We start from the raw sequence: 26,141 nt of genomic DNA on the forward strand, positions 1-26,141 counted from the left end.
CGCTGTGATTGATGCCCGGCGCGAGACGCGCCGGGCCTTCGCGCTCCGCTCGGACGTTGAGTGGGGCGCGCGCTGACTAAAACTCTCGAATTTGCTGCCGGTGACGATCGGCACGCGAGGAGAAGACCATGAATCAAGAGATTATGAATCTTTTCAATCCGACGACGCCGGCTCAGGTCTTCGACCAGATCCGGATTTCGATCGCGTCTCCGGAGAAGATTCTGTCCTGGTCGTACGGCGAGATCAAGAAGCCGGAGACCATCAACTACCGCACCTTCAAGCCGGAACGCGACGGCCTGTTCTGCGCGCGCATCTTCGGGCCGATCAAGGACTACGAGTGCTTGTGCGGCAAGTACAAGCGGATGAAGTACAAGGGCATCATCTGCGAGAAGTGCTCGGTCGAGGTGACGCTGTCGCGCGTCCGGCGCGAGCGCATGGGCCATATCGAGCTGGCGGCGCCGGTCGCCCACATCTGGTTCCTGAAGTCGCTGCCGTCGCGCATCGGCCTGCTGCTCGACATGACGCTGAAGGATCTCGAGCGGATCCTGTACTTCGAATATTACGTCGTGCTCGAGCCGGGTCTGACCGCGCTGAAGGACCGTCAGCTGCTGTCGGAAGACGAGTATCTGAAGGCGCAGGACGAGTACGGCCAGGACAGCTTCACCGCCATGATCGGCGCCGAGGCGATCCGCGAGCTGCTCAAGGGTCTCGAGCTCGAGAAGCTCGAGGCGACGCTGCGTGCCGACATGGCGGAGACCGACTCCGACATCAAGCACAAGAAGCTCGCCAAGCGTCTGAAGATCGTCGAGGCCTTCCGCGTCTCCGGCAACAAGCCGGAATGGATGATCATGACGGTCGTGCCGGTGATCCCGCCGGACCTGCGTCCGCTGGTGCCGCTCGACGGCGGCCGGTTCGCGACCTCGGACCTCAACGACCTGTATCGCCGCGTCATCAACCGCAACAACCGCCTGAAGCGGCTGATGGAGCTGCGGGCGCCCGACATCATCATCCGCAACGAAAAGCGCATGCTGCAGGAGGCCGTCGACGCGCTGTTCGACAACGGCCGCCGCGGCCGCGTCATCACGGGCGCCAACAAGCGCCCGCTGAAGTCGCTCGCCGACATGCTGAAGGGCAAGCAGGGCCGGTTCCGCCAGAACCTGCTCGGCAAGCGCGTCGACTATTCGGGCCGTTCGGTGATCGTGGTCGGTCCCGAGCTGCGCCTGCATCAGTGCGGCCTGCCGAAGAAGATGGCGCTCGAACTGTTCAAGCCGTTCATCTACTCGCGGCTCGACGCCAAGGGCCTGTCCACCACGGTGAAGCAGGCCAAGAAGCTGGTCGAGAAGGAGCGTCCGGAGGTCTGGGATATCCTCGACGAGGTGATCCGCGAGCATCCGGTGCTGCTCAACCGCGCGCCGACGCTGCATCGCCTCGGCATCCAGGCGTTCGAGCCGGTGCTGATCGAGGGCAAGGCGATCCAGCTGCATCCGCTGGTCTGCGCCGCCTTCAACGCCGACTTCGACGGCGACCAGATGGCCGTGCACGTTCCGCTGTCGCTCGAAGCGCAGCTGGAAGCGCGCGTCCTGATGATGTCGACCAACAACATCCTGCATCCGGCGAACGGCCAGCCGATCATCGTGCCGTCGCAGGACATCGTGCTCGGCCTCTACTACGTCTCGATCATGCGCGAAGGCCTGCCCGGCGAGGGCAAGATCTTCGGCGACATGGCCGAGCTCGAGCACGCCCTGCATTCGAAGGTCATCCACCTGCACACCAAGATCAAGTACCGGTGGGAAGGCCTCGACGAGGAAGGCAAGCTGTCGAAGCGGTGGATCGAAACCACCGCGGGCCGCGTCATGCTCGGCAATTTGCTGCCGAAGAGCACCAAGATCTCGTACGACATCATCAACAAGCTGATGACCAAGCGCGAGATCTCCGGCGTGATCGACCAGGTCTACCGGCACTGCGGTCAGAAGGAGACGGTGATCTTCTGCGACCGCATCATGGCGCTCGGCTTCTACAACGCCTTCAAGGCGGGCATCTCGTTCGGCAAGGACGACATGGTCGTGCCGGCGTCGAAGTGGAAGATCGTTGACCAGACCCGTACGCTGGCGAAGGATTTCGAGCAGCAGTACAATGACGGCCTGATCACCCATGGCGAGAAGTACAACAAGGTCGTCGACGCCTGGTCGAAGGCCGGTGAAGAAGTCGCCAAGGCGATGATGAAGGAGATCTCGTCGACCAAGAAGACGGCGGCGGGAGCCGATGCCGACATCAACTCGATCTACATGATGGCGCACTCCGGTGCGCGTGGTTCGCCGGCGCAGATGCGCCAGCTCGCCGGCATGCGCGGCCTGATGGCCAAGCCGTCGGGCGAGATCATCGAGACGCCGATCATTTCCAACTTCAAGGAAGGTCTGTCGGTGCTCGAGTACTTCAACTCGACCCACGGCGCCCGCAAGGGCCTCGCGGACACCGCGTTGAAGACCGCGAACTCCGGCTACCTGACCCGTCGTCTGGTCGACGTCGCGCAGGACTGCATCATCACGCAGACCGATTGCGGCACCAAGCTCGGCATCAAGATGCGCGCCATCGTCGATGCCGGCACCGTGGTCGCCTCGCTCGGCTCGCGCATCCTGGGCCGCACGGCCTGCGATGACGTGCGCGATCCCGCCACCAACGAGGTCGTGGTCAAGCGCGACACCTTGATGGAGGAGAGCCATGTCGACGCGATCCAGCAGGCCGGCATCCAGGAAGTGAAGATCCGCTCGGCGCTGACCTGCGAACTGATCAACGGCATCTGCGCCAAGTGCTACGGCCGCGACCTGGCCCGCGGCACCCCGGTCAACCACGGTGAGGCCGTCGGCGTCATCGCGGCGCAGTCGATCGGTGAGCCCGGCACGCAGCTGACGATGCGCACGTTCCACATCGGCGGCGCCGCCCAGCTCAACGAGCAGTCGTTCGTCGAATCGAACTTCGACGGCAAGATCGTGATCAAGAACAAGGCCATCGCCCGCAACAGCGAAGGCAGCCTGGTCGCGATGGTGCGCAACATGGTCGTTGCGATCGTCGATGCCGACGGCGCCGAGCGTGCAACCCACCGTATTCAGTACGGTTCGAAGATGCACGTCGACGACGGCGACATGGTCAAGCGCGGCCAGCGCATCGCCGAGTGGGATCCCTATACCCGCCCGGTGCTCACCGAAGTCGAGGGCACGATCGGATTCGAGGATCTGGTCGAAGGCCAGTCGATCTCGGAAACGCTCGACGAATCGACCGGTATTGCCAAGCGCGTGGTCATCGACTGGCGCACGACGCGCGGCGGTTCGGACCTGCGTCCGGCCATCGTGGTCAAGGGCAAGGACGGCAAGGTGCTGAAGCTCGCGCGTGGCGGCGATGCCCGCTACATGCTGTCGGTCGACGGCATTCTGTCGGTCGACATCGGCGCGAAGGTGATGCCCGGCGACATCCTGGCGCGTATCTCGACCGAGAGCGCCAAGACGCGTGACATCACCGGCGGTCTGCCGCGGGTGGCGGAACTGTTCGAGGCTCGCAAGCCGAAGGATGCGGCGATCATCGCGGAGACCGCGGGAACGATCCGCTTCGGCCGCGACTACAAGAACAAGCGCCGCATCTCGATCGAGCCGATGGACAAGACCGAGGAGCCGCGCGAGTACCTGATCCCGAAGGGCAAGCACATCCACCTTCAGGACGGCGACATCGTCGAAAAGGGCGATTTCATCGTCGAAGGCAATCCGGCGCCGCACGACATCCTGGCGATCAAGGGCATCGAGGAACTCGCTGCCTATCTGGTCAACGAAATCCAGGAGGTCTACCGGTTGCAGGGCGTGCTCATCAACGACAAGCACATCGAGGTGATTGTCCGTCAGATGCTGCAGAAGGTCGAGGTCACCGACCAGGGCGACACCGACATGATCTCGGGCGAGCAGGTCGACAAGATCGAGTTCGACGCGCTCAACACCAAGGCCAAGGAGGAGGGCAAGAAGCCCGCCACGGGTACGCCGGTTCTGCTCGGCATCACCAAGGCGAGCTTGCAGACCCGCTCGTTCTTCTCGGCGGCGTCGTTCCAGGAGACCACGCGCGTGCTCACCGAGGCTGCCGTCAACGGCAAGATCGACCCGCTCGAAGGCCTCAAGGAGAACGTCATTGTCGGCCGCCTGATTCCGGCCGGCACCGGCGCCTCGATGGCGCGGATCCGCGAAGTCGCGGTCAAGCGCGACAAGCTGATCCTCGACGAGCGCGAGAAGCAGCAGCAGGCGGCGATCGTGCCGACGGCTCCGGAAGCGGAGCCGCTGGCACTGCCGCCCGCGGAATAGGCCTCCGCAAGACTACGGTAATGGCGAGAAGGCCGGCGTTTTGCCGGCCTTTTTGCTGCTTTCTTTCCCTGCTGCGGTGCAGGGACGCAGTTTGTTCATCTTCCCTTCAGGCAAAAAAGTGCTTTTGCTAGGGTGACTTAGACCGGCCGTTTGGCTGCCGGCAGCGACGGAATCCATATGCTCGACTTGGCTATCGTAGGCGGCGGCCCCGGGGGGCTGATGAGCGCCTGGTATTTGAAGCGCAAACTCGGCGACCTCTGCCGGGTCACCATCTTCGAGGCGTCGAACCGCCTCGGCGGCAAGATCGTCACGCGCAAATTCGACAGCGCACCGGCAATGTACGAGGCCGGCGTTGCCGAGATCTACGACTACTCGATGACGGGACCCGACCCGCTGCGCGAGCTGATCCAGCATTTCGGCCTGCAGACGATCCCGATGGATGCCGAGCAGGTGCACCTCGACGCGAGTTGCTCGCCGACGTTCCGGGCATGCGCCGCAAATACGGCGCGAAGACCGCGGCCGCGATCGAGGCATTCCGCAAGCGTTGCGCCGAACTGGTGTCGCCGCACGAATATTACGAGGGCATCGGCGCCCACGACAACGAACATCCGTGGGCCTACAAGACCGCCGAGCAGATCCTCGACGAAGAGGTCGAGGACGCGACGGCCAAGCGGTTCTTCAAGGTGATGGCGCGCTCGGACCTTGCGACCGAGAGCCACAACACCAACGGCCTCAACGCGCTGAAGAACTACGTGATGGATGTCGACGGCTATATCGGCCTGTATTCGATCCAGAACGGCAACGAGCAGCTGATCGATTGCCTGCGCTCGGAGGTCAGCGCCGACATCCAGCTCAACCATCGCGTCCTCAAGGTCGGCAAGACCGCAACCGGCCGCTACCAGCTCAACATGATGAACGGCAAGGGGCCGGAGACGCGCGACTTCGACCTCGTGCTGGTCTGCCTGCCGCACTCCTGGCTCGCGACCATGCGCTGGGACGGCGAGCAGCTGCGCAAGTCGATGGTCAAGCACGTCGCCTATTTCGACCGGCCCGCGCACTATCTGCGCGTCTCGATCCTGTTCGACGAGCCGTTCTGGGGCGAGAAGATTCCCGGCGCCTGGTTCATGTCGGAGGCGTTCGGCGGCTGCTGCGTCTACAATGAGGGCGCGCGCCACGATGTCGGCAAGCACGGCGTGCTGAACTGGCTGATCGCCGGTTCCGACGCGCTCGCCTACGCCAATCTCAGCGACGAGGAACTGATCGACGCCGCGCTGAAGTCGTTGCCGGCCTCGCTCGGCGATGCGCGCGAACACTTCCTCGAGGGTAAGACCCACCGCTGGCTGTCGTCGGTCAACGCGCTGCCGGGCGGCCTGCCGGTGCGCGACGTCATGACCAACCATCGTCCCGAGCCGAAGGAGCATCCCGGCCTCGTGGTGGTGGGCGACTATCTGTTCGATTCGACGCTGAACGGGCTGCTCGACTCCTCCGATGCCGCCACCGACATCGTCGTCACCGAGATGATGCGGCTGCGCCGCGCCCGCGCGCAGGACGAAGGCACGCTGTCCGACAAGATCGACCGCGCCTATTTCGACAATTATCGCGGTGCCGGTCCCTACGGCGAAGTCTGGCGCAACTTCACCGACCCGGCCTATCTGACCGACCTGATCAAGACGGTCTGGGGCAGGGCGAAGGGCTACAAGCTCTTGATCGCCGGCTCCGCCAGCGGCGAACTTGTCGGCGCGCTGCGCGAGCGCGGCATCGATGCCTGGGGCATCGAGAACAACCGCTACATCCACGGCAAGACGCCAAGGGCGCTCAAGAAGTACAACAAGCTCGGCTCGATCGCCGACATGCCGTTCAAGGACAATGAGTTCGACTTCGTGTTCGAGACCTCGCTGTGCCATCTCGGCGAGAAGCAGGTCGTGCGCGGGGTGCGCGAGCTCAACCGCGTGGTCAAGACCGGCGTCGTGTTCGCGTCGGTGACCTCGGACATGGCGCCGGCGGTGATCGATCGCTACGACCTGCTGCGCGGCGTGAAGAAGCTCGGCACCTGGTGGGAATGGTCGGAACTGTTCTTCGGCAACGGCTTCGACCTGTCGATGCATCGCCGCGACTGCACCGATGCGCTGTGGACGTTGACGCTCGCCGCCAACAAGGGGCCGGGGCAGTGGTACGCCGACTCCGACAGCCTGCGCTATTCGTTCTTCGACAAGGTCGAGGCCGACCTCGACGACTAGCGACAACGGCCAGCGGCAAGACGCGCAGGATCCGGCGCAAGGCGATCGGCCTTGCGCCAACCAATTGTCGAACGACGGCCGTGCTGTGATCCCGAATCCACGGAACGGTGCCGCTGCGCGTCGCGCTGTTCCAAACGCTTTGCCGAATTCTCCGTGATCGCATAGAATTGCAGCCGCAGCGTTGTCAGCTGCGGTTTCGATTTGCGGTCATGCCGGCCGTGGAGCATCGGTTGGTTTCATGGCGCCAAGACCTCCTGCATCAAGACCTCCTGCATCAGACGATCCGACGAGATCGGCGGCCGACGATCCCGAGCTGAAGAAGAAGCCGGCGCCGGTGGCCGGTCCGCCTGCGGCGGCAGCCCCCGCGAAGCCCGCCGCGGCACCGGCCGACGACGAAGATGAGGACGACGAGGAGGAGGACGAGTTCGAGCTTGACGATGATGATGACGAGGATCTCGTCGTCTTCACCGCCAAGGAAGCCGCCGGCGCGCTGTCGACGATCTATGGCTTCATCAGGCCGATCCTGACCAACTACAAGAAGCCGCTCGCGTTCGTCACCATCGGCGTGCTGGTCGAGACGTTGTTCAACGTCATCATGCCGCTCAGCCTGAAATTCCTGATCGACGACGCGCTCGGCGAGGAGGATTTCCAGGCGCTCTACAAGATCCTCGGCGTGCTTGCGGTCGCCGGCATCGTCACCTCGATCATCGCGGTCTGGTACGAGCGCTGGGATGCGCGGCTCGGCGCCGGCATCATCGCCGACGTCCGGACGCGGATCTTCGAGCACGTCCAGAACCTGCCCTCGGCCTATTTCGCGCGCACCAAGCGCGGCGAGATCCTGTCGCGCTTCTCGATCGACCTGTCGGCCTTCGAGGGCTCGGTCAAGACCTTCGCCAACAGCGCGGCGCTGCCGGGCTTCGAGTTGATCGCCGGCATCATCCTGATGCTGTTCCTCAACTGGCAGCTGGCCGCGGTCGCCCTGCTGGTGTTTCCGATCACGCTGATCGGGCCGCGCATCCTGACGCCGAAGGCGGTGCAGGCCAATTACGAGCAGAAGCAGAACGAAGCCGCGCTGCTCGGAACCGTGCAAGAGAATGTCGCCGCGCAGGCGGTGGTGAAGGCGTTCAACCTGCAGCGCCGGGCGCTCGGCTGGTTCACGCTGCGCAACCGCGACGTCCGGGCCAAGGCCGCCTCGGCCATGTTCCTGTCGACCATGGTGGAGCGCACGGTCACCATCGCGGTGCTGCTGCTCCACCTCGTGGTGCTGGCGATCGGCGCCTATCTCGCCACCAAGGGGCAGATCACGGTCGGCACCTTCGTGACCTTCGAGAGCGCGTTCTGGGAGGTGTCGTACAACATCGCCCATCTCATGCATTTCATCCCGGTGTCGATCTCGTCGGCGGCGGCGGTGCGGCACATCCAGGAACTGCTCGACGAGCCGACCCGCGGTGCCGACCGTCCGGGTGCGCCGGATCTGCCGCGGATCACCAACGATATCTCGTTCGAGCGCGTCACCTTCCAGTATGAGGGGGCGGAGACGCCGGTGCTGGACAATCTCAGCCTCAAGCTCAATGCCGGCAAGAGCATTGCGATCGTGGGTCCCAGCGGCTCCGGCAAGAGCACGCTGATCAACCTGATCCTGCGGCTCTACGTGCCGGATGAGGGCCGCGTCGCCATCGACGGCGTCGATATCCGTCGGGTGACGCGCGAGTCGCTGCGGGCGAACATGGCGGTCGTGTTCCAGGAGAACATGCTGTTCAACATGTCGATCCGCGAGAACATCCGGCTCGGCAAGGAAGGGGCCACGGACGCGGAGGTCGAGGACGCCGCGAAGAAAGCCGAGATCCATCGCTACATCATGAGCCTGCCGCAGCGCTACGATACGTCGGTCGGCGAACGCGGCGATACCTTGTCCGGCGGCCAGCGCCAGCGCATCGCGATCGCGCGCGCGCTGATCCGCAATCCATCCGTGCTGCTGCTCGACGAGGCGACCTCAGCGCTGGACCAGACGACGGAGGCCGCGATCAACCGCACGCTGCTCAAGGTCGCGGAGGGCCGCACCATGATCTGGTCGACGCACCGCCTGACCTCGGTGGTCGAGATGGACGAGATCATCGTGATCTCAGGCGGCAGGGCGATCGAACGCGGCTCGCACGAGGAGCTGCTGTCCCGGAACGGCGTCTACCGCAAGCTGTGGGACGACCAGGGACATGTGCATCACGATGCGGACGACGAAGACGACGACGCGGACGATGACGACGAGGATGAAGACGACGAGGATGAGGACGAAGACGAGGAGGCGTGACGCCCGCGCCTCGCGGCTCGTGACCTCCGGCCGCTACGCCCTGTCCGCCGCCTGCGGACGTTGCCGGAACTGATTGGCCGTCCGTGTCGCCGAGGCCGCCTGCGGGCGGTGCAGACGGCGCAGCGAGCCGCGGCCGAGATAGCCGAGGAAGCGCGCCCAGCGCTGGGCCTGCCAATAGGGTCCGCTGCCGATCGATACCTCACGGAAGCTGAAGGCCTTGGCGTTCGACCAGGCGTCGCATTCCGTCTTCACCGGATCGTCGTAGAACGCGGTGATCTTCTCCTCGCCCATGCCGTCGGTGGCAAGCCAGGCCGGGATGTGGACGTTGCAGAGCTGGGACACGTCGGTGAACACCTTGTCGGTCCCGGTGCCGGTGACCGGGCAGGTGCTGGCGAAAGCATCGCCGACCAGGACGACGCCGGCCTGCCGATAGCCGGTGCTGACATAGACGTCGGCGGGCCGGACCTTGATGTCGCCGGCGACACCGAATTCGCCGGTGAGCCGGCGCAGCCGCGGCAGCGCGGCGTTCAGCGTCTCGACCGGATTGCGCCGCATCGTCCGCAGCCAGGGATCGTCGGCCTGGCGGTAGGTGAAGAGGTTGGCGCGCATCCGGTTTCCGATCGGAAACAGCGTGATGTAGGGGATGAGGTCGCTCGGCCGCTCCGAGAAATAAGTCATGGCCGCGAACGGGAAGGCGGGGCGGCCGATGGGGACGAAATCGAAGCCGAGCGAGATCGAGTGGCAGTGGCTGGTGACCCGCCGCTCGATGCCGAGCATCCGGCGCAGCCCGACGTTCAGGCCGTTGGCGAGCACCACGAGGCGCGCCGAGATCTCCTCGCCGCTGGAAAGCACGAGCTTCTGCCGTTCGGAGCTGGTCGCGACGTCGACGACCTTGTCGCAGATGAATTCCGCCGGCCTCGCGATTTCGTCCCGAATCGCGGTGATCAGCGCGTCGTACATGATGCCGTACTGCCGGCTCGGCTGCCGGTCGAGCAGATGGCCGAATCGCGCGATCCAGTTCTCGCCGTCCAGCGTCGCCGAGCGGAGCACCGATTCGGCAAGGCCGGTCCGGGCGAATCGCTCGAGCTGGAGGTCGCCGCCGATCTTTTCGACGCGGAAATCGAACGGATAGACCCGGTGCGGGTCGATCAGCACGGTCGGTATTCCGGCACGGCCGAGCATGGCGGCGGCGATCGAGCCCGCCAGACCTCCGCCGATGATCGCGATGTCGGTGTACCGCATGAGAGCTTCCGTGGCCGTAGATCGCGATTTTTGCGCTGCGAATGGCAAATAAAGGCTTAGTTTCGAAATTTGCCTTCAGGCCGAAACTGGAGAGAATTGTTTCTATTCATATTTTATCCGGATGAAATATGGGTCCGCTGCCGTGCCGACGATTCGGATTGGGGCGAGGGGAGGCATTGACGCTGTCACATTTCGCCGCCCGGCGGGCGTCGGCGAAATGCGAAATCCGCAAGCGGCAGAGGCGTTTCTTTGCTTGTCGTTTTGCTTGACTTCACTATCTCTCGATTATACAAGGCGCCCACTTAACGACAGGCGGTGAGCTACGCCAGCGTCGGAACGGAACACCCGAAGGCCCTTTTTCAGGAGCCGGACGGGCACCAACCTCGACGAATGCCGCTCAAACGCTGTCGATGATAGCTAGGCAATGCCAGGACGATTTTGGTTCTCTTGAGCACGTCCTCTTGAGAGTGAATTCGGATGCATGACCTCGGTCGCGGACCGGACAGCGAACGCTGAACGGTTCGGGATCGCGGTCCTCTGTGGCGTCGATGCGCTTTCCGCTCAGCAATGAGTGGTTGGCGCGATTTCGCTTTGCGCGGATGCTTGTTCCGCGTCGAGCGGGCCGTGCGGGGCGGCTAGTCCCGAGAAGAAATTTGCGGAGCCATTCAAGGTTTTCGCGCGAACTAAAGGGTGAAGGCTGCATGCCGACGATCAACCAGCTGATCGCAAAACCGCGAGAAGTGCAGAAGTCGCGTAAGAAGGTGCCGGCGCTGCAGCAGTCGCCGCAGAAGCGCGGCGTGTGCACGCGCGTCTACACCACGACCCCGAAGAAGCCGAACTCGGCGCTTCGTAAGGTCGCCAAGGTGCGCCTGACCAACGGCTTTGAGGTGATCGGCTACATCCCGGGTGAAGGCCATAACCTTCAGGAGCACTCGGTGGTCATGATCCGCGGCGGCCGCGTCAAGGACTTGCCCGGCGTGCGCTACCACATCCTCCGCGGCGTGCTGGATACCCAGGGCGTCAAGAACCGTAAGCAGCGTCGTTCGAAGTACGGCGCGAAGCGTCCGAAGTAAGCGGGAAACGATCAGATGTCGCGTCGCCATTCTGCTGAGAAGCGTGAAGTTCTTCCGGATCCGAAGTTCGGGAACATCATCATTACGAAGTTCATGAACTCGGTGATGTACGCCGGGAAGAAGTCGGTTGCCGAAAACATCGTCTACGGTGCGCTCGGCATGATCGAGGCCAAGACCAAGCAGCCCCCGCTCGGCGTGTTCGAGCAGGCGCTCGAGAACGTGATGCCGACCATCGAGGTCCGTTCCCGCCGCGTCGGCGGCGCGACCTACCAGGTGCCGGTGGAAGTCCGTTCGGTGCGCCGTCAGGCGCTCGGCATCCGCTGGCTGATCTCGGCCGCCCGTGAGCGCAACGAGAAGACCATGACGGAGCGTCTGTCGGCCGAGTTGCTCGATGCTTCGAACAATCGCGGCAACGCCGTCAAGAAGCGTGAAGACGTGCATCGGATGGCGGAAGCCAACCGCGCCTTCTCGCACTATCGCTGGTAAGGCGATCAACGGAATCTAAGGAACAGTCTCATGCCCCGCCAACATGCCATCGAGGACTACCGCAACTTCGGTATCATGGCGCATATCGACGCCGGCAAGACCACGACCACCGAGCGCATCCTGTATTACACCGGCAAGAGCCACAAGATCGGCGAAGTGCACGAAGGTGCTGCGACGATGGACTGGATGGAGCAGGAGCAGGAGCGTGGCATCACGATCACCTCGGCTGCGACCACCGCGTTCTGGAACGGCAAGCGCCTGAACATCATCGACACCCCCGGCCACGTCGACTTCACCATTGAAGTCGAGCGTTCGCTGCGCGTGCTCGACGGCGCCGTTTGCGTTCTCGACTCCAACCAGGGCGTCGAGCCGCAGACCGAGACCGTCTGGCGCCAGGGCGACAAGTACAAGGTTCCGCGCATCGTCTTCGCCAACAAGATGGACAAGACCGGTGCCGACTTCTTCAAGTGCCTGTCCGATATCGTCGACCGCCTCGGCGCCAAGCCGATCGCGATCCAGCTTCCGATCGGTGCCGAGAACAACTTCAAGGGTCTCGTCGACCTCGTGAAGATGAAGGGCGTCATCTGGAACGATGAATCGCTCGGCGCCAAGTTCGACTATGTCGACATCCCGGAAGACCTGGTCGAGCAGGCCAAGGAATATCGCGAGAAGATGGTGGAAGCCGCCGTCGAGCTCGACGACGACGCTTTGGCTGCGTTCCTCGACGGCAAGGAGCCGGACGAGGCGACCCTGAAGCGCCTGATCCGCAAGGCCGTGCTGACCGGCGCGTTCTATCCGGTGCTGTGCGGTTCGGCGTTCAAGAATAAGGGCGTGCAGCCGCTGCTCGACGCCGTCGTCGACTATCTGCCGTCGCCGATCGACGTGCCCGCGATCAAGGGCACCGATGAGGACGGCAACGAGGTCGTGCGCAAGGCGGACGACAAGGAGCCGCTGGCGCTGCTCGCGTTCAAGATCATGGACGACCCCTTCGTCGGCACCATCACCTTCTGCCGCATCTATTCCGGCGTGCTGCAGTCGGGCACCGGCGTCATCAACTCGACCCGCGAGAAGAAAGAGCGTATCGGCCGCATGCTGCTGATGCATGCGAACAACCGCGAAGACATCAAGGAAGCCTATGCCGGCGATATCGTCGCGCTGGCCGGCCTGAAGGAAGCGCGCACCGGCGACACGCTGTGCGATCCCAACAATCCGGTGATCCTCGAGAAGATGGAATTCCCGGAGCCGGTGATCGAGATCGCGATCGAGCCGAAGTCGAAGGCCGACCAGGAGAAGCTGGGCGTGGCGCTGGCCAAGCTCGCCGCGGAGGATCCGTCCTTCCGCGTGACGACCGACCACGAGTCCGGCCAGACCATCCTCAAGGGCATGGGCGAACTGCATCTCGACATCAAGGTCGACATCCTCAAGCGCACCTACAAGGTCGACGCCAACATCGGCGCGCCGCAGGTGGCGTTCCGTGAGCGTGTCACCAAGCGGGTCGAGCACAGCTACACCCACAAGAAGCAGACCGGCGGTACCGGTCAGTTCGCGGCCGTGACGATCATCGTCGAGCCGAACGAAGCCGGGAAGGGCTACGAGTTCGAATCGAAGATCGTCGGCGGCGCGGTGCCGAAGGAATACATCCCCGGCGTCGAAAAGGGTCTCGAGAGCGTGCTGTCCTCCGGCGTGGTCGCGGGCTTCCCGATCGTCGACGTCAAGGTGCAGCTGATCGACGGCAAGTTCCACGACGTCGACTCGTCGGCGTTGGCCTTCGAAATCGCCACGCGCGCCTGCTTCCGCGAGGCGCTGCAGATGGGCAAGTCCGTTCTGCTCGAGCCGATCATGAAGGTCGAGGTGGTGACCCCGGAAGACTACACCGGTTCGGTCATCGGCGACCTGAATTCCCGGCGCGGCCAGATCCAGGGCCAAGACATGCGCGGCAACGCCAACGTCATCAACGCGATGGTGCCGCTCATGAACATGTTCGGTTACGTGAATAACCTGCGCTCGATGAGCCAGGGTCGCGCAACCTTCACGATGCAGTTCGATCACTACGCCGAAGCTCCGGCGAACGTGTCGGCTGAAGTCCAGAAAAAGTTTGCTTGATTGTCGTTGGTTAGCAGCTAACGACTGAACGGAGAGTCAAATGGCCAAAGCAAAATTCGAGCGTAACAAGCCCCACTGCAACATCGGCACCATCGGTCACGTCGACCATGGCAAGACCTCGCTGACCGCAGCGATCACCAAGGTGCTTGCAGAAACCGGCGGCGCGACGTTCACCGCCTACGACCAGATCGACAAGGCGCCGGAAGAGAAGGCGCGCGGCATCACGATCTCGACCGCGCACGTCGAGTACGAGACGCAGAACCGCCACTACGCTCACGTCGACTGCCCCGGCCACGCCGACTACGTCAAGAACATGATCACCGGTGCCGCCCAGATGGACGGCGCGATCCTGGTCGTGTCGGCCGCTGACGGCCCGATGCCGCAGACCCGCGAGCACATTCTGCTCGCCCGCCAGGTCGGCGTGCCCGCGCTCGTCGTGTTCCTCAACAAGTGCGACATGGTCGACGATCCGGAGCTGCTCGAGCTCGTCGAGATGGAAGTTCGCGAACTGCTCTCGAAGTACGAGTTCCCGGGCGATGACATTCCGATCATCAAGGGCTCGGCGCTCGCCGCCCTCGAAGACAAGGACAAGAAGCTCGGCCACGACGCCATCCTCGAGCTGATGCGCAACGTCGACGAGTACATCCCGCAGCCGGAGCGTCCGATCGACCAGCCGTTCCTGATGCCGGTTGAAGACGTGTTCTCGATCTCGGGCCGCGGCACCGTCGTCACCGGCCGTGTCGAGCGCGGCGTGATCAAGGTCGGCGAGGAAATCGAAATCGTCGGTATCCGCGACACCCAGAAGACCATCGTCACCGGCGTCGAAATGTTCCGCAAGCTGCTCGATCAGGGCCAGGCCGGCGACAACATCGGTGCGCTGCTCCGCGGCACCAAGCGCGAGGAAGTCGAGCGTGGCCAGGTGCTGTGCAAGCCCGGTTCGGTCAAGCCGCACACCAAGTTCAAGGCTGAGGCTTACATCCTCACCAAGGAAGAGGGCGGTCGTCACACCCCGTTCTTCACCAACTACCGTCCGCAGTTCTACTTCCGCACCACCGACGTGACCGGTGTCGTGCATCTGCCGGAAGGCACCGAGATGGTGATGCCGGGCGACAACATCGCGATGGAAGTGCACCTGATCGTGCCGATCGCGATGGAAGAGAAGCTGCGCTTCGCGATCCGCGAAGGCGGCCGCACCGTCGGCGCCGGCGTCGTCGCCGCCATCATCGAGTAAGTACGCGAATAGGGAATGGCGAGTAGCGGGTGGGTCACCATTCGCTATTCGCTACTCGCCACTCACTAAAGAAAGAATACGGCAATGAACGGCCAAAATATTCGCATCCGTCTCAAGGCGTTCGACCATCGAATCCTCGATACGTCGACCCGCGAGATCGTGAACACGGCGAAGCGCACCGGTGCGCAGGTTCGCGGACCGATTCCGCTGCCGACCCGCATCGAGAAGTTCACCGTCAACCGTTCGCCGCACGTTGACAAGAAGAGCCGCGAGCAATTCGAGATGCGCACTCACAAGCGCCTCCTCGACATTGTCGATCCGACCCCGCAGACCGTCGATGCGCTGATGAAGCTCGACCTGGCCGCCGGTGTCGACGTCGAGATCAAGCTCTAAGGTTTTGGATTTTTACGTCCGCCGCTTGCGGACAGAAAGACAGGAAGCACGCCGATGCGCTCCGGAGTGATCGCACAAAAGGTCGGGATGACGCGGGTCTTTACGGAGACCGGCGAGCATATCCCTGTGACCGTGCTGAAGTTGGGCAACTGCCAGGTGCTGGGCCACCGCACGACCGAGAAGAACGGCTATGTCGCTCTGCAGCTCGGCTCGGGCGCCCGCAAGACCGTGTACATGCCCAAGGCCGAACGCGGCCAGTTCGCAGTTGCCAAGGTCGAGCCGAAGCGCAAGGTCGCCGAGTTCCGCGTGTCCGAGGATGCGCTGATCCCGGTCGGCGCGGAAATCCAGGCGGACCATTTCGTGGTCGGCCAGTTCGTCGACGTGACCGGCACCTCGATCGGTAAGGGCTTCGCCGGCGGCATGAAGCGCTGGAATTTCGGCGGTCTGCGTGCCACCCACGGTGTGTCGGTTTCGCATCGCTCGATCGGTTCGACCGGTGGCCGTCAGGATCCCGGTAAGACCTTCAAGAACAAGAAGATGCCCGGCCACATGGGCGTCGACCGCATCACCACGCTCAATCTGCGCGTGGTGCAGACCGACGTCGAGCGCGGCCTGATCCTCGTCGAAGGCGCCGTTCCCGGCTCCAAGGGCGGCTGGATCTCGGTGCGCGACGCGGTCAAGAAGCCGCTGCCGAAGGAAGCCCCGAAGCCCGGCAAGTTCAAGGTTGCCGGCGGCGAAGCTGCCGAGGTTGCGGTCGAGAAGGAGGGCGCGTGAGATGGAACTGAAAGTCACGACCCTTGAAGGCAAGGACGCCGGATCCGTCGAGCTCTCGGATGCGATCTTCGGTCTCGAGCCCCGCGCCGACATCATTCAGCGCTGCGTGCAGTGGCAGCTGAACAAGCGTCAGGCCGGCACCCACAAGGCCCAGGGCCGCGCCGACGTCTGGCGCACCGGCAAGAAGATGTACAAGCAGAAGGGCACCGGCGGCGCCCGTCACGGCTCGGCCCGCGTGCCGCAGTTCCGCGGCGGTGGCCGTGCGTTCGGTCCGGTGGTTCGCTCCCATGCGACCGACCTGCCGAAGAAGGTGCGTGCGCTCGCGCTGAAGCATGCGCTGTCGGCCAAGGCCAAGGACGGCGGGCTGATCGTGATCGACAATGCGCAGCTCGAGGCCGCCAAGACCAAGGCGCTGCTCGGTCACTTCTCCGGCCTCGGGCTCACCAACGCGCTGATCATCGACGGCGCCGAGCTGAACGCTGGTTTCGCGACCGCGGCCCGCAACATCCCGAACATCGACGTGCTGCCGATCCAGGGCATCAACGTCTACGACATTCTCCGCCGCCAGAAGCTGGTTCTGACCAAGGCTGCGGTTGATGCGCTGGAGGCGCGCTTCAAATGAAGAACATCGATCCGCGCCACTACGACGTCATCATCTCGCCGGTCGTGACGGAAAAGGCGACGCTCGCCTCCGAGCACAACAAGGTGCTGTTCAAGGTCGCCGGCAAGGCGACCAAGCCGCAGATCAAGGAAGCGGTCGAGAAGCTGTTCGACGTCAAGGTGAAGAGCGTCAACACGCTCGTTCGCAAGGGCAAGACCAAGGTGTTCCGCGGCAATCTCGGCTCGCAGTCGGACACCAAGCGCGCGATCGTGACCCTGGAAGAGGGCCACCGCATCGACGTGACTACCGGACTATAAGGCGCAACGACGATGGCATTGAAAACCTACAATCCCACGACGCCGGGCCAGCGCCAGCTGGTCATGGTCGATCGTTCGGCGCTCTACAAGGGCAAGCCGGTGAAGACCCTGACCGAGGGCAAGCTCGGCAATGGCGGTCGTAACAACACCGGCCGCATCACCGTGCGTTTCCGCGGCGGCGGCCACAAGAAGGCCTACCGCACCGTCGACTTCCGCCGCGACAAGGTGGACATGCCGGCGGTCGTCGAGCGGCTGGAGTACGATCCGAACCGCACCGCGTTCATCGCGCTGATCAAGTACCAGGACGCGAGCTCGCCTACATCCTGGCGCCGCAGCGTCTGGCCGCGGGCGACACCGTCGTCGCCGGCAACTATGTCGACGTGAAGCCGGGCAACGTCATGCCGCTCGGCAACATGCCGGTCGGCACGATCGTGCACAACATCGAGCTGAAGATCGGCAAGGGTGGCCAGCTGGCGCGCTCCGCCGGCACCTACGCCCAGATCGTCGGCCGCGACCAGGACTACGTGATCGTCCGCCTGAACTCGGGCGAGCAGCGTCTCGTGCACGGCCGTTGCCGCGGCACGATCGGCGCGGTCTCGAACCCGGACCATATGAACATCTCGATCGGCAAGGCCGGTCGTACCCGCTGGCTCGGCTGGCGTCCGCACAACCGCGGCGTCGTCATGAACCCGATCGACCATCCGCACGGCGGTGGTGAAGGTCGTACCTCGGGCGGTCGTCACCCGGTTACTCCGTGGGGCAAGCCGACCAAGGGCAAGAAGACCCGCACCAACAAGTCGACCAACAAATTCATTCTCCTCAGCCGCCACAAGCGGAAGAAGTAAGGAACGCCGGACATGGTTCGTTCAGTCTGGAAAGGCCCGTTCGTCGAGGGTTCTCTGCTCAAGAAGGCAGATGCCGCCCGCGCGTCTGGCCGTCACGACGTCATCAAGATCTGGAGCCGCCGCTCCACCATCCTGCCGCAGTTCGTCGGCCTGACCTTCGGTGTCTACAACGGCCAGAAGCACGTGCCGGTGGCGATCAACGAGGAAATGGTGGGTCACAAGTTCGGCGAGTTCTCGCCGACCCGGACCTTCCACGGCCACTCGGGCGACAAGAAAGCCAAGAAGGCTTGAGGAATAGACGATGAGCAAACCAAAGCGCGAACGTAGCCTCGCGGACAATGAGGCCAAGGCCGTCGCCCGCATGCTGCGCGTCAGCCCGCAGAAGCTGAACCTGGTGGCGCAGCTGATCCGCGGCCGCAAGGCGTCCGCTGCGCTCGCCGACCTGCAGTTCTCGCGCAAGCGGATCGCGGTCGACGTCAAGAAGTGCCTGGAATCGGCGATCGCCAACGCCGAGAACAACCATGACCTCGAGGTCGACGATCTGATCGTCGCCGAGGCGCATGTCGGCAACGGCATCGTGATGAAGCGTTTTGCTCCGCGCGGCCGTGGCCGTTCGGGCCGTGTGTTCAAACCGTTCTCGCACCTGACCATCGTGGTTCGTCAGGTCGAGGCCGAGGCAAGCGCCTAAGAAGGGCGCAGGAGAAGACGATGGGTCAAAAGATCAATCCAATCGGGCTGCGTCTCGGCATCAACCGGACCTGGGACTCCCGTTGGTTCGCCGGCAAGCAGGAATACGGCAAGCTCCTGCACGAAGACGTCAAGATCCGCGAGATCCTGCACAAGGAGCTCAAGCAGGCGGCCGTCGCCCGCATCGTGATCGAGCGTCCGCACAAGAAGTGCCGCGTGACGATCCATTCGGCCCGTCCGGGCGTCGTGATCGGCAAGAAGGGCGCCGACATCGACAAGCTGCGCAAGAAGGTCGCCGACATCACCTCGTCGGACGTCGTGATCAACATCGTCGAAATCCGCAAGCCGGAGCTCGACGCGACCCTGGTCGCCGAATCGATCGCCCAGCAGCTCGAGCGCCGCGTCGCGTTCCGCCGCGCCATGAAGCGCGCCGTGCAGTCGGCGATGCGTCTCGGCGCCGAGGGCATCCGCATCAACTGCTCGGGCCGTCTCGGCGGCGCCGAAATCGCGCGCATGGAGTGGTATCGCGAAGGTCGCGTGCCGCTGCACACGCTGCGCGCCGACGTCGATTACGGCGTCGCCACCGCGTTCACGACCTTCGGCACCTGCGGCGTCAAGGTCTGGATCTTCAAGGGCGAGATCCTCGAGCACGATCCGATGGCCCAGGACAAGAAGATGGCCGAGGGCGACAACACGCCGCGTTCGCGCCGCGACGCCGCTTGAGGCAAAGCAGGAATTTGAGGGCTTAAAGCCATGATGCAACCTAAGAAAACGAAGTTCCGGAAGGCGCATAAGGGCCGTATCCACGGCGTTGCGACCTCTGGCGCGACGTTGGCGTTCGGCCAGTTCGGCCTGAAGGCGATGGAGCCTGAGCGCGTCACCGCCCGTCAGATCGAAGCCGCCCGCCGCGCGCTGACCCGTCACATGAAGCGCGCCGGCCGCGTCTGGATCCGCGTGTTCCCGGACGTGCCGGTGTCGAAGAAGCCCGCCGAAGTCCGCATGGGCTCCGGCAAGGGTGCGCCTGAATTGTGGGTGGTCCGGATCAAGCCGGGCCGCGTGATGTTCGAGATCGACGGCGTGCCGGTGCAGACCGCGAAGGAAGCGCTGTCGCTCGCCGCCGCCAAGCTGCCGATCAAGACGCGCTTCGTTGCGCGCATTGCGGAGTAATCGCCATGGCCGAGATGAAAGTTGAAGACATTCGCGCGATGAGCGACGACCAGCGGGAAGACGCGGTCCTGAACCTGAAGAAGGAACGCTTCAACCTGCGTTTCCAGCGCGCCACCGGGCAACTGGAGAACACCTCGCGGATGCGGGAAGCCCGCCGCGACATCGCTCGTATCAAGACCATCGCCGCGCAGCTGCGCGCGAAGAAGAAGTAAGGGGCCAGCTATGCCGAAACGTACTCTGCAGGGCGTGGTCGTCAGCGACAAGCAAGCCAAGACCATCGTGGTGCGCGTCGATCGCCGCTTCACCCACCCGATCTACAAGAAGACGATCCGCCGTTCCAAGAACTACCACGCGCACGACGAGAACAACCAGTTCAAGCCGGGCGACATGGTCTGGATCGAGGAATCGAAGCCGATCTCGAAGCTGAAGCGCTGGACCGTGGTCCGGGGCGAACACAAGAAAACGGCCTGATTGCCTCGGCCTGGCCGAAGTCATTCAGGGAAATTTTGAGCGCGCTAAAGCGCAGAAAGAGGACGAGGTGCATCAATGATTCAGATGCAGACCAACCTCGACGTGGCCGATAATTCTGGCGCACGCCGTGTCATGTGCATCAAGGTTCTTGGAGGTTCCAAGCGCCGCTATGCCACCGTGGGCGACGTTATCGTTGTGTCGATCAAGGAAGCCATTCCGCGTGGCAAGGTGAAGAAGGGCGACGTGATGAAGGCCGTCGTGGTCCGGGTCCGCAAGGACATCCGCCGCGCTGACGGTTCGGTCATCCGTTTCGACCGCAACGCCGCCGTGCTGATCAACAATCAGTCCGAGCCGGTCGGCACTCGTATCTTCGGGCCGGTGCCGCGCGAGCTGCGCGCCAAGAACCACATGAAGATCATTTCGCTCGCGCCGGAGGTGCTGTGATGGCTGCCAAGATCCGCAAGGGCGACAAGGTGATGGTGCTCACCGGCCGCGACAAGGGTCGCACCGGCGAGGTGTTCGAGGTGCGTCCGGACGAGAACAAGGCTCTCGTTCGCGGCATCAACATGGTGAAGCGTCACCAGAAGCAGACCCAGACCCAGGAAGGCGGCATCATCTCCAAGGAGATGCCGATCGACCTTTCCAACATTGCGTATGTCGGCAAGGACGGAAAGCCGACCCGCATCGGGTTCAAGATTCAAGCCGATGGCAAGAAGGTTCGTGTTGCCAAGAGCTCGGGAGCAGAGATCGATGGCTGATACAGCTTACACGCCGCGTCTGCGCGCGGAGTACGACAAGAAGATCCGCGGCATGATGACCGAGAAGTTCGGTTATGCCAACGTGATGCAGGTGCCGCGCCTCGACAAGGTCGTGCTCAACATGGGCGTGGGCGACTCCGTCAACGACCGCAAGAAGGCCGAGACCGCCGCTGCCGAGCTGACCCAGATCGCCGGCCAGAAGGCGATCGTGACCTATTCTCGGATCGCGATCGCGACCTTCAAGCTGCGTGAGAACCAGCCGATCGGCTGCAAGGTTACGCTGCGCAAGGCCCATATGTACGAGTTCATCGACCGCCTGGTGAACGTGGCGCTGCCCCGCGTCCGCGACTTCCGCGGCCTGAACCCGAAGAGCTTCGACGGCCGCGGCAACTATTCGCTCGGCATCAAGGAGCACATCATTTTCCCCGAGATCGACTTCGACAAGGTCTCGGAAGCGCGTGGCATGGACATCACGGTCTGCACCACCGCCAAGACCGACGACGAGGCGCGTGCCTTGTTGACCGCTTTCAATTTCCCGTTCCGGCAGTGAGTAGCTGAGCCAAAGCCACTCAAACGCGGATACCCAGGAGCCAAGCATGGCAAAGAAGAGTTCAGTCGAGAAGAACAACCGGCGCAAGCGGATGGCGAAGAACGCCGGCCCGCGCCGCGAGAAGCTGAAGGCGATCATCGCCGACAAGACCAAGCCGATGGAAGAGCGCTTCGCGGCGACGCTGAAGCTCGCCGAGATGCCGCGCAACTCGTCGCCGACGCGCATCCGCAACCGTTGCGAGCTGACCGGGCGTCCGCGCTCGAACTATCGCAAGAACAAGCTCTCGCGCATCGCGCTGCGTGAACTCGGCTCCAAGGGCCTGGTTCCCGGCCTGGTGAAGTCGAGCTGGTAAGGGAGGGTCGGAACAATGTCTACGCACGATCCGATCAGCGATCTCATCACCCGCATCCGCAACGCGCAGATGCGCTCGAAGTCCAAGGTCTCGAGCCCCGGCTCGAGGATGCGCGCCAACGTGCTCGAAGTGCTGAAGACCGAGGGCTACATCCGCGGCTACGCCAGCGTCGAGCATGCCTCGGGCCGCAGCGAGCTCGAGATCGAGCTGAAGTATTTCGACGGCGAGCCCGTCATCCGCGAGATCGAGCGGGTGTCGAAGCCGGGCCGCCGCGTTTACGCCTCGGTGAAGAACCTGCCGCGCGTGAACAACGGTCTCGGCATTTCGGTGTTGTCGACGCCGAAGGGAATCATGGCTGACCACGAGGCGCGCGACGCCAACGTGGGCGGCGAAGTTCTCTTCACGGTGTTCTGAGGAAGGATTTTACGATGTCACGTATCGGCAAGCGGCCGGTGACGATCCCGTCGGGTGTGACGGCGAGCGTCGAGGGCCAGACGGTGAAGATGAAGGGGCCCAAGGGCGCGCTTCAGTTCGTCGTGCATGACGACGTCGAGGTGAAGTTCGAGAACGGCCAGGTCAAGGTCGCTCCGCGCGTCAAGACCAACCGCGCGCAGGCGATGTACGGCACCGCGCGCGCGCAGGTCGCCAACCTCGTCGAGGGCGTCACCAAGGGCTTCGAGAAGAAGCTCGAGATCACCGGCGTCGGCTACCGCGCCGCGATGCAGGGCAAGAACCTGCAGCTCGCGCTCGGCTACAGCCACGACGTGGTCTACGCGATCCCGGAAGGCATCACCATTGCGGTGCCGAAGCCGACCGAGATCACGATCACCGGCAACGATCCGCAGCGCGTCGGCCAGGTCGCCGCCGAGATCCGCGCCTACCGTCCGCCGGAGCCCTACAAGGGCAAGGGCGTGAAGTACGCCAACGAATTCATCTTCCGCAAGGAAGGCAAGAAGAAGTAACGGAGCCGGTCATGTCACTCAAGGTTACGAATGCCCGGCGCAAGCAGCGCGTGCGCCTTGCGCTTCGCCGCTCGGCAGGCGGCCGTCCGCGGCTGTCGGTGTTCCGCTCGTCCAAGCACATCTACGCCCAGGTCATCGACGACCAGAAGGGCGAGACGCTCGCCTCCGCCTCGTCGCTGGAGAAGAACCTACGCGACGCCGGCAAGACCGGCGCTGACATCGATGCGGCGAAGGCCGTCGGCAAGCTGCTCGCGGAACGCGCGGCGCAGAAGGGTGTCAAGGAAGTCGTGTTCGATCGCGGCGCCTACATCTATCACGGGCGCGTCAAGGCGCTCGCGGATGCGGCGCGCGAAGGCGGATTGAGCTTCTAAACGAATCGAACGATTACAAGGAAAGAGGCTTCGGGCCTCCTAGAGATTGGAAAACACCATGGCAGGTGAACGCGAACGCGGCGGCCGCGAACGGAGCAGGGACCGCGAGGAACGGGATAGCGAGTTCGTCGACAAGCTGGTCCACATCAATCGCGTGGCGAAGGTCGTCAAGGGCGGCAAGCGCTTCGGCTTTGCGGCGCTGGTCGTGATCGGCGACCAGAAGGGCCGGGCCGGTTTCGGCCACGGCAAGGCGCGCGAAGTGCCCGAGGCGATCCGCAAGGCGACCGAGTCGGCGAAGCGCAACCTGACGCGCGTCGCGCTGCGCGAAGGCCGCACGCTGCATCACGACATCGCCGGCCGTCACGGTGCGGGCCGCGTCTACCTGCGTGCCGCTCCGGCGGGTACCGGCATCATCGCCGGCGGTCCGATGCGTGCGGTGTTCGAGACGCTCGGCGTCCAGGACGTCGTGGCGAAGTCGATCGGCTCATCGAATCCCTACAACATGGTTCGCGCCACCTTCGACGCGCTGAAGCATCAGGATTCGCCGCGCTCGGTGGCTGCGCGCCGCAACATCAAGGTCTCCACCCTGCAGTCGCGCCGCGTCGGCGGCGACGCCGAAGTGGTGGCGGAATAACCCGCGCGACCAGCGCTTTCTGGAGTTCAAGACGATGGCCAAGGCCAGCAAGACGATCAAGGTCGAGCAGACCGGCAGCGCAATCCGCCGCCATCACTCGCAGCGTTCGACGCTGATCGGCCTCAAGCTCAACAAGATCGGCCGGGTTGCCGAGCTGCAGGACACTCCTGAAGTTCGCGGCATGATCAGCAAGGTTCAGCATCTCGTCCGCGTCGTCGGCGAGTAAGCAGAGATAAGGAGAAGGGCGATGAAGCTCAGCGATATCGCCGACAACGCCGGCTCGCGCAAGAAGCGCATGCGTGTCGGCCGTGGCATCGGTTCCGGCAAGGGCAAGACCTCGGGCCGCGGCGGCAAGGGCCAGACCGCGCGTTCGGGCGTCCGCATCAAGGGTTTCGAAGGCGGCCAGATGCCGATGCATCGCCGTCTGCCGAAGCGCGGCTTCAACAACATCTTCCGGCTCAACTTCGCCGAGATCAATCTCGACCGTCTGCAGGAAGCGATCGACAACAAGCTGGTCAACGCCAGCGAGACCGTGACCGTCGAGACGCTGGTCAAGGCCGGCGTGCTGCGCCGCGCCAAGGACGGCCTGCGGCTGCTCGGCCGCGGCGAGATCAAGACCAAGCTGACCATCGAAGCGCATGGCGCCTCCAAGTCGGCCATTGCCGCGGTCGAAAAGGCCGGCGGCTCGGTAAAGATCCTGGCCCCCGCCAAGGAAGAAGGCGAGGCGGCGTAACATCTGCGTCATTGCCCGCGCGCGGCGCGGGCAATCCGCAGATCGAATGATGGACTTATCGAGGCCGAGCACCAGATAATGTCCGGTGTCTGCCGATTGCCCCGATAGAACGAGTTCTTGGGGCGTCGGCGAAGCGGGCTCCGGGAGAAAGCCGAACATGGTCTCAGCAGCCGAACAACTTGCCGCCAACCTCAATTTCGGACAGCTGGCGAAAGCCGACGAGCTGAAGAAGCGCATCTGGTTCACCCTGGGTGCGCTGCTTGTTTATCGGCTGGGCACCTACATCCCGCTGCCCGGCATCGATCCCAACATCTGGGAGCAGGTGTTCCGCAGCCAGTCCGGCGGCATCCTCGGCATGTTCAACATGTTCGCCGGCGGCGGCATCCACCGCATGGCGATCTTCGCGCTGAACATCATGCCGTACATCTCGGCATCGATCATCGTCCAACTGCTGACCACCGTGTCGCCGCAGCTCGAGGCGCTCAAGAAGGAAGGCGAGGCGGGCCGCAAGACGCTGAACCAGTACACCCGTTACCTGACGGTGATCCTGGCGCTGTTCCAGTCCTACGGCATCGCGATCGGCCTCGAAGGCGCCGGCAACGTCGTCAGCGACCCCGGCATGTTCTTCCGGATCTCGACCGCGATCACGCTGACCGGCGGCACCATGTTCCTGATGTGGCTCGGCGAGCAGATCACCTCGCGCGGCATCGGCAACGGTATCTCGCTGATCATCCTGTCCGGCATCGTCGCCGAACTGCCATCGGCGCTCGCCAACATGCTGGAACTCGGCCGCCAGGGCGCGATGTCGACCGGCCTGATCCTGATCGTCATCGTGATGGCGGTCGCCGTGATCGCCTTCATCGTGTTCATGGAGCGCGCCCAGCGCCGGCTGCTGATCCAGTATCCGAAGCGCCAGGTCGGCAACAAGATGTTCGAGGGCCAGTCCTCGCATCTGCCGCTCAAGCTCAACACCTCGGGCGTGATCCCGCCGATCTTCGCCTCGTCGCTGCTGCTGCTGCCGACCACGGTTGCGAACTTCAACGCCGGCAAGGGACCGGAGTGGTTCCAGTGGCTCACCACCCAGCTCAGCCACGGCCGTCCGCTGTTCCTGCTGCTCTATCTGGCGCTGATCGTGTTCTTCGCCTTCTTCTACACCGCGATCGTGTTCAACCCGACCGAGACCGCGGACAATCTGAAGAAGCATGGCGGCTTCATCCCGGGCATCCGGCCCGGTGAGCGCACCGCGGAATATATCGACTACGTGCTGTCGCGCATCACGGTGCTGGGCGCGATCTATCTGGCAATCGTCTGCCTGATTCCGGAAATTCTGATTTCCTATGCCTCGGTCCCGTTCTACTTTGGTGGCACCTCGCTTCTGATCGTCGTCAGCGTGACGATGGACACGGTGTCGCAGGTGCAGGGCTATCTGCTCGCTCATCAGTATGAAGGGCTGATCAGGAAGTCCAAGCTCAGGGGAGGCCGCCGCCGCTGATCGCGGCGCGGCTCCAAACTCAA

28 protein-coding genes and 2 pseudogenes are annotated in these 26,141 nt (G+C 63.7%); 29 read left to right on the forward strand and 1 reads right to left on the reverse strand.

Features of this window, described 5'->3' with window-relative positions; all coding sequences use genetic code 11:
* The first annotated feature begins 128 nt into the window (after window positions 1-128).
* From rpoC to AKN84_RS09010, 3 genes and pseudogenes are all read left to right on the forward strand, one after another.
* Window positions 129-4,334 carry a DNA-directed RNA polymerase subunit beta' gene (gene rpoC, locus AKN84_RS08995; RefSeq protein WP_050420390.1) on the forward strand — a complete coding sequence of 1,402 codons (4,206 nt, stop codon included), beginning with the start codon at window positions 129-131 and terminating at the stop codon, window positions 4,332-4,334.
* Window positions 4,335-4,511: 177 nt separating this feature from the next.
* Window positions 4,512-6,571, forward strand: a pseudogene (locus tag AKN84_RS09000) (FAD-dependent oxidoreductase).
* 238 nt (window positions 6,572-6,809) lie between these two features.
* Entirely contained in the window at window positions 6,810-8,876 is a 2,067-nt protein-coding gene (locus AKN84_RS09010) for an ABC transporter ATP-binding protein (protein WP_050420392.1), read from the forward strand.
* 33 nt (window positions 8,877-8,909) lie between these two features.
* Here the strand turns inward: AKN84_RS09010 and AKN84_RS09015 are convergent, their stop codons facing one another.
* Complete coding sequence (locus tag AKN84_RS09015; RefSeq protein ID WP_050420393.1) at window positions 8,910-10,118, reverse strand: FAD-dependent oxidoreductase; 1,209 nt, start codon at window positions 10,116-10,118, stop codon at window positions 8,910-8,912.
* 701 nt (window positions 10,119-10,819) lie between these two features.
* Between AKN84_RS09015 and rpsL the strand changes: the two genes are divergently transcribed.
* The 26 genes and pseudogenes from rpsL to secY all read left to right on the forward strand — a co-directional run bounded on the left by rpsL (window position 10,820) and on the right by secY (window position 26,118).
* A complete protein-coding gene (rpsL, locus tag AKN84_RS09020; RefSeq protein WP_028168167.1) occupies window positions 10,820-11,191 on the forward strand; it encodes a 30S ribosomal protein S12 in 372 nt (123 codons plus the stop codon).
* Window positions 11,192-11,206: 15 nt separating this feature from the next.
* Window positions 11,207-11,677: a 30S ribosomal protein S7 gene (rpsG, locus tag AKN84_RS09025; RefSeq protein ID WP_021081660.1), complete on the forward strand. Its 471-nt coding sequence runs from the start codon at window positions 11,207-11,209 to the stop codon at window positions 11,675-11,677.
* A 30-nt stretch (window positions 11,678-11,707) separates the two neighbouring features.
* The gene (fusA, locus tag AKN84_RS09030) at window positions 11,708-13,780 is read left to right on the forward strand and encodes an elongation factor G (protein WP_050420394.1); all 2,073 of its coding nucleotides are present in this window, start codon (window positions 11,708-11,710) and stop codon (window positions 13,778-13,780) included.
* A 40-nt stretch (window positions 13,781-13,820) separates the two neighbouring features.
* Window positions 13,821-15,011: an elongation factor Tu gene (gene tuf, locus AKN84_RS09035; RefSeq protein WP_021081658.1), complete on the forward strand. Its 1,191-nt coding sequence runs from the start codon at window positions 13,821-13,823 to the stop codon at window positions 15,009-15,011.
* Between the two features lie 84 nt (window positions 15,012-15,095).
* On the forward strand, window positions 15,096-15,404 hold the full coding sequence (gene rpsJ / locus AKN84_RS09040; RefSeq protein ID WP_002712302.1) for a 30S ribosomal protein S10: 309 nt from the start codon (window positions 15,096-15,098) through the stop codon (window positions 15,402-15,404).
* 54 nt (window positions 15,405-15,458) lie between these two features.
* Complete coding sequence (gene rplC / locus AKN84_RS09045) at window positions 15,459-16,178, forward strand: 50S ribosomal protein L3 (protein WP_050420395.1); 720 nt, start codon at window positions 15,459-15,461, stop codon at window positions 16,176-16,178.
* Window position 16,179: 1 nt separating this feature from the next.
* Complete coding sequence (gene rplD / locus AKN84_RS09050; RefSeq protein ID WP_050420396.1) at window positions 16,180-16,800, forward strand: 50S ribosomal protein L4; 621 nt, start codon at window positions 16,180-16,182, stop codon at window positions 16,798-16,800.
* Complete coding sequence (locus AKN84_RS09055; RefSeq protein ID WP_016843746.1) at window positions 16,797-17,096, forward strand: 50S ribosomal protein L23; 300 nt, start codon at window positions 16,797-16,799, stop codon at window positions 17,094-17,096. Before rplD ends, AKN84_RS09055 begins: the two co-directional genes overlap by 4 nt.
* Window positions 17,097-17,108: 12 nt before the next feature.
* Window positions 17,109-17,941 (forward strand): annotated as a pseudogene (rplB, locus tag AKN84_RS09060) (50S ribosomal protein L2).
* Between the two features lie 12 nt (window positions 17,942-17,953).
* Complete coding sequence (gene rpsS / locus AKN84_RS09065; protein ID WP_018272137.1) at window positions 17,954-18,232, forward strand: 30S ribosomal protein S19; 279 nt, start codon at window positions 17,954-17,956, stop codon at window positions 18,230-18,232.
* Window positions 18,233-18,242: 10 nt separating this feature from the next.
* Complete coding sequence (gene rplV / locus AKN84_RS09070) at window positions 18,243-18,629, forward strand: 50S ribosomal protein L22 (protein WP_050420397.1); 387 nt, start codon at window positions 18,243-18,245, stop codon at window positions 18,627-18,629.
* A gap of 20 nt (window positions 18,630-18,649) precedes the next feature.
* Window positions 18,650-19,351: a 30S ribosomal protein S3 gene (gene rpsC / locus AKN84_RS09075; protein ID WP_018272135.1), complete on the forward strand. Its 702-nt coding sequence runs from the start codon at window positions 18,650-18,652 to the stop codon at window positions 19,349-19,351.
* 30 nt (window positions 19,352-19,381) lie between these two features.
* The gene (rplP, locus tag AKN84_RS09080; protein WP_016843752.1) at window positions 19,382-19,795 is read left to right on the forward strand and encodes a 50S ribosomal protein L16; all 414 of its coding nucleotides are present in this window, start codon (window positions 19,382-19,384) and stop codon (window positions 19,793-19,795) included.
* Between the two features lie 5 nt (window positions 19,796-19,800).
* Window positions 19,801-20,007, forward strand: coding sequence for a 50S ribosomal protein L29 (gene rpmC / locus AKN84_RS09085; protein WP_021081654.1), 207 nt, complete (start codon window positions 19,801-19,803; stop codon window positions 20,005-20,007).
* A 10-nt stretch (window positions 20,008-20,017) separates the two neighbouring features.
* Window positions 20,018-20,266 (forward strand): 30S ribosomal protein S17, encoded by a 249-nt coding sequence (rpsQ, locus tag AKN84_RS09090; RefSeq protein WP_016843754.1) that lies wholly within the window; start codon window positions 20,018-20,020, stop codon window positions 20,264-20,266.
* Window positions 20,267-20,341: 75 nt separating this feature from the next.
* On the forward strand, window positions 20,342-20,710 hold the full coding sequence (rplN, locus tag AKN84_RS09095) for a 50S ribosomal protein L14 (protein WP_011473865.1): 369 nt from the start codon (window positions 20,342-20,344) through the stop codon (window positions 20,708-20,710).
* Window positions 20,710-21,024, forward strand: a complete 315-nt coding sequence (rplX, locus tag AKN84_RS09100) for a 50S ribosomal protein L24 (protein ID WP_016843755.1) — start codon at window positions 20,710-20,712, stop codon at window positions 21,022-21,024. The genes rplN and rplX overlap by 1 nt, the downstream gene beginning before the upstream one ends.
* Window positions 21,017-21,574, forward strand: coding sequence for a 50S ribosomal protein L5 (gene rplE, locus AKN84_RS09105; RefSeq protein ID WP_050420398.1), 558 nt, complete (start codon window positions 21,017-21,019; stop codon window positions 21,572-21,574). Before rplX ends, rplE begins: the two co-directional genes overlap by 8 nt.
* 46 nt (window positions 21,575-21,620) lie before the next feature.
* Complete coding sequence (gene rpsN, locus AKN84_RS09110) at window positions 21,621-21,926, forward strand: 30S ribosomal protein S14 (RefSeq protein ID WP_016843757.1); 306 nt, start codon at window positions 21,621-21,623, stop codon at window positions 21,924-21,926.
* 15 nt (window positions 21,927-21,941) lie between these two features.
* Window positions 21,942-22,340 (forward strand): 30S ribosomal protein S8, encoded by a 399-nt coding sequence (gene rpsH, locus AKN84_RS09115; protein WP_050420399.1) that lies wholly within the window; start codon window positions 21,942-21,944, stop codon window positions 22,338-22,340.
* A gap of 14 nt (window positions 22,341-22,354) precedes the next feature.
* On the forward strand, window positions 22,355-22,888 hold the full coding sequence (rplF, locus tag AKN84_RS09120; RefSeq protein ID WP_050420400.1) for a 50S ribosomal protein L6: 534 nt from the start codon (window positions 22,355-22,357) through the stop codon (window positions 22,886-22,888).
* Window positions 22,889-22,899: 11 nt separating this feature from the next.
* Complete coding sequence (gene rplR, locus AKN84_RS09125) at window positions 22,900-23,259, forward strand: 50S ribosomal protein L18 (protein ID WP_029081760.1); 360 nt, start codon at window positions 22,900-22,902, stop codon at window positions 23,257-23,259.
* Window positions 23,260-23,317: 58 nt separating this feature from the next.
* On the forward strand, window positions 23,318-23,893 hold the full coding sequence (rpsE, locus tag AKN84_RS09130; protein WP_050420401.1) for a 30S ribosomal protein S5: 576 nt from the start codon (window positions 23,318-23,320) through the stop codon (window positions 23,891-23,893).
* A gap of 34 nt (window positions 23,894-23,927) precedes the next feature.
* Window positions 23,928-24,119, forward strand: coding sequence for a 50S ribosomal protein L30 (gene rpmD, locus AKN84_RS09135; RefSeq protein WP_024578582.1), 192 nt, complete (start codon window positions 23,928-23,930; stop codon window positions 24,117-24,119).
* 21 nt (window positions 24,120-24,140) lie between these two features.
* Window positions 24,141-24,626 (forward strand): 50S ribosomal protein L15, encoded by a 486-nt coding sequence (rplO, locus tag AKN84_RS09140; RefSeq protein WP_050420402.1) that lies wholly within the window; start codon window positions 24,141-24,143, stop codon window positions 24,624-24,626.
* Between the two features lie 157 nt (window positions 24,627-24,783).
* Window positions 24,784-26,118, forward strand: coding sequence for a preprotein translocase subunit SecY (gene secY, locus AKN84_RS09145; protein WP_024578584.1), 1,335 nt, complete (start codon window positions 24,784-24,786; stop codon window positions 26,116-26,118).
* Window positions 26,119-26,141: the final 23 nt, after the last annotated feature.

The sequence above is a fragment of the Bradyrhizobium tropiciagri genome (assembly GCF_001189845.1).
GTDB classification, from domain to species: domain Bacteria; phylum Pseudomonadota; class Alphaproteobacteria; order Rhizobiales; family Xanthobacteraceae; genus Bradyrhizobium; species Bradyrhizobium tropiciagri.

Excerpts from the sequence above, each read along its gene's own strand:
- rpsQ (WP_016843754.1), top strand. The coding sequence starts at position 20,018 with ATGCCGAAACGTACTCTGCAGGGCGTGGTCGTCAGCGACAAGCAAGCC.
- AKN84_RS09015 (WP_050420393.1), bottom strand. The coding sequence starts at position 10,118 with ATGCGGTACACCGACATCGCGATCATCGGCGGAGGTCTGGCGGGCTCG.
- rplN (WP_011473865.1), top strand. The coding sequence starts at position 20,342 with ATGATTCAGATGCAGACCAACCTCGACGTGGCCGATAATTCTGGCGCA.
- rpsC (WP_018272135.1), top strand. The coding sequence starts at position 18,650 with ATGGGTCAAAAGATCAATCCAATCGGGCTGCGTCTCGGCATCAACCGG.
- fusA (WP_050420394.1), top strand. The coding sequence starts at position 11,708 with ATGCCCCGCCAACATGCCATCGAGGACTACCGCAACTTCGGTATCATG.
- rpsL (WP_028168167.1), top strand. The coding sequence starts at position 10,820 with ATGCCGACGATCAACCAGCTGATCGCAAAACCGCGAGAAGTGCAGAAG.
- rpoC (WP_050420390.1), top strand. The coding sequence starts at position 129 with ATGAATCAAGAGATTATGAATCTTTTCAATCCGACGACGCCGGCTCAG.
- rpsE (WP_050420401.1), top strand. The coding sequence starts at position 23,318 with ATGGCAGGTGAACGCGAACGCGGCGGCCGCGAACGGAGCAGGGACCGC.
- rpsN (WP_016843757.1), top strand. The coding sequence starts at position 21,621 with ATGGCAAAGAAGAGTTCAGTCGAGAAGAACAACCGGCGCAAGCGGATG.
- rpmC (WP_021081654.1), top strand. The coding sequence starts at position 19,801 with ATGGCCGAGATGAAAGTTGAAGACATTCGCGCGATGAGCGACGACCAG.
- AKN84_RS09055 (WP_016843746.1), top strand. The coding sequence starts at position 16,797 with ATGAAGAACATCGATCCGCGCCACTACGACGTCATCATCTCGCCGGTC.
- rplX (WP_016843755.1), top strand. The coding sequence starts at position 20,710 with ATGGCTGCCAAGATCCGCAAGGGCGACAAGGTGATGGTGCTCACCGGC.
- secY (WP_024578584.1), top strand. The coding sequence starts at position 24,784 with ATGGTCTCAGCAGCCGAACAACTTGCCGCCAACCTCAATTTCGGACAG.
- rplE (WP_050420398.1), top strand. The coding sequence starts at position 21,017 with ATGGCTGATACAGCTTACACGCCGCGTCTGCGCGCGGAGTACGACAAG.
- rplR (WP_029081760.1), top strand. The coding sequence starts at position 22,900 with ATGTCACTCAAGGTTACGAATGCCCGGCGCAAGCAGCGCGTGCGCCTT.
- rplP (WP_016843752.1), top strand. The coding sequence starts at position 19,382 with ATGATGCAACCTAAGAAAACGAAGTTCCGGAAGGCGCATAAGGGCCGT.
- rpsG (WP_021081660.1), top strand. The coding sequence starts at position 11,207 with ATGTCGCGTCGCCATTCTGCTGAGAAGCGTGAAGTTCTTCCGGATCCG.
- rpsH (WP_050420399.1), top strand. The coding sequence starts at position 21,942 with ATGTCTACGCACGATCCGATCAGCGATCTCATCACCCGCATCCGCAAC.
- rplD (WP_050420396.1), top strand. The coding sequence starts at position 16,180 with ATGGAACTGAAAGTCACGACCCTTGAAGGCAAGGACGCCGGATCCGTC.
- rplC (WP_050420395.1), top strand. The coding sequence starts at position 15,459 with ATGCGCTCCGGAGTGATCGCACAAAAGGTCGGGATGACGCGGGTCTTT.
- rplV (WP_050420397.1), top strand. The coding sequence starts at position 18,243 with ATGAGCAAACCAAAGCGCGAACGTAGCCTCGCGGACAATGAGGCCAAG.
- tuf (WP_021081658.1), top strand. The coding sequence starts at position 13,821 with ATGGCCAAAGCAAAATTCGAGCGTAACAAGCCCCACTGCAACATCGGC.
- AKN84_RS09010 (WP_050420392.1), top strand. The coding sequence starts at position 6,810 with ATGGCGCCAAGACCTCCTGCATCAAGACCTCCTGCATCAGACGATCCG.
- rpmD (WP_024578582.1), top strand. The coding sequence starts at position 23,928 with ATGGCCAAGGCCAGCAAGACGATCAAGGTCGAGCAGACCGGCAGCGCA.
- rpsJ (WP_002712302.1), top strand. The coding sequence starts at position 15,096 with ATGAACGGCCAAAATATTCGCATCCGTCTCAAGGCGTTCGACCATCGA.
- rpsS (WP_018272137.1), top strand. The coding sequence starts at position 17,954 with ATGGTTCGTTCAGTCTGGAAAGGCCCGTTCGTCGAGGGTTCTCTGCTC.
- rplO (WP_050420402.1), top strand. The coding sequence starts at position 24,141 with ATGAAGCTCAGCGATATCGCCGACAACGCCGGCTCGCGCAAGAAGCGC.
- rplF (WP_050420400.1), top strand. The coding sequence starts at position 22,355 with ATGTCACGTATCGGCAAGCGGCCGGTGACGATCCCGTCGGGTGTGACG.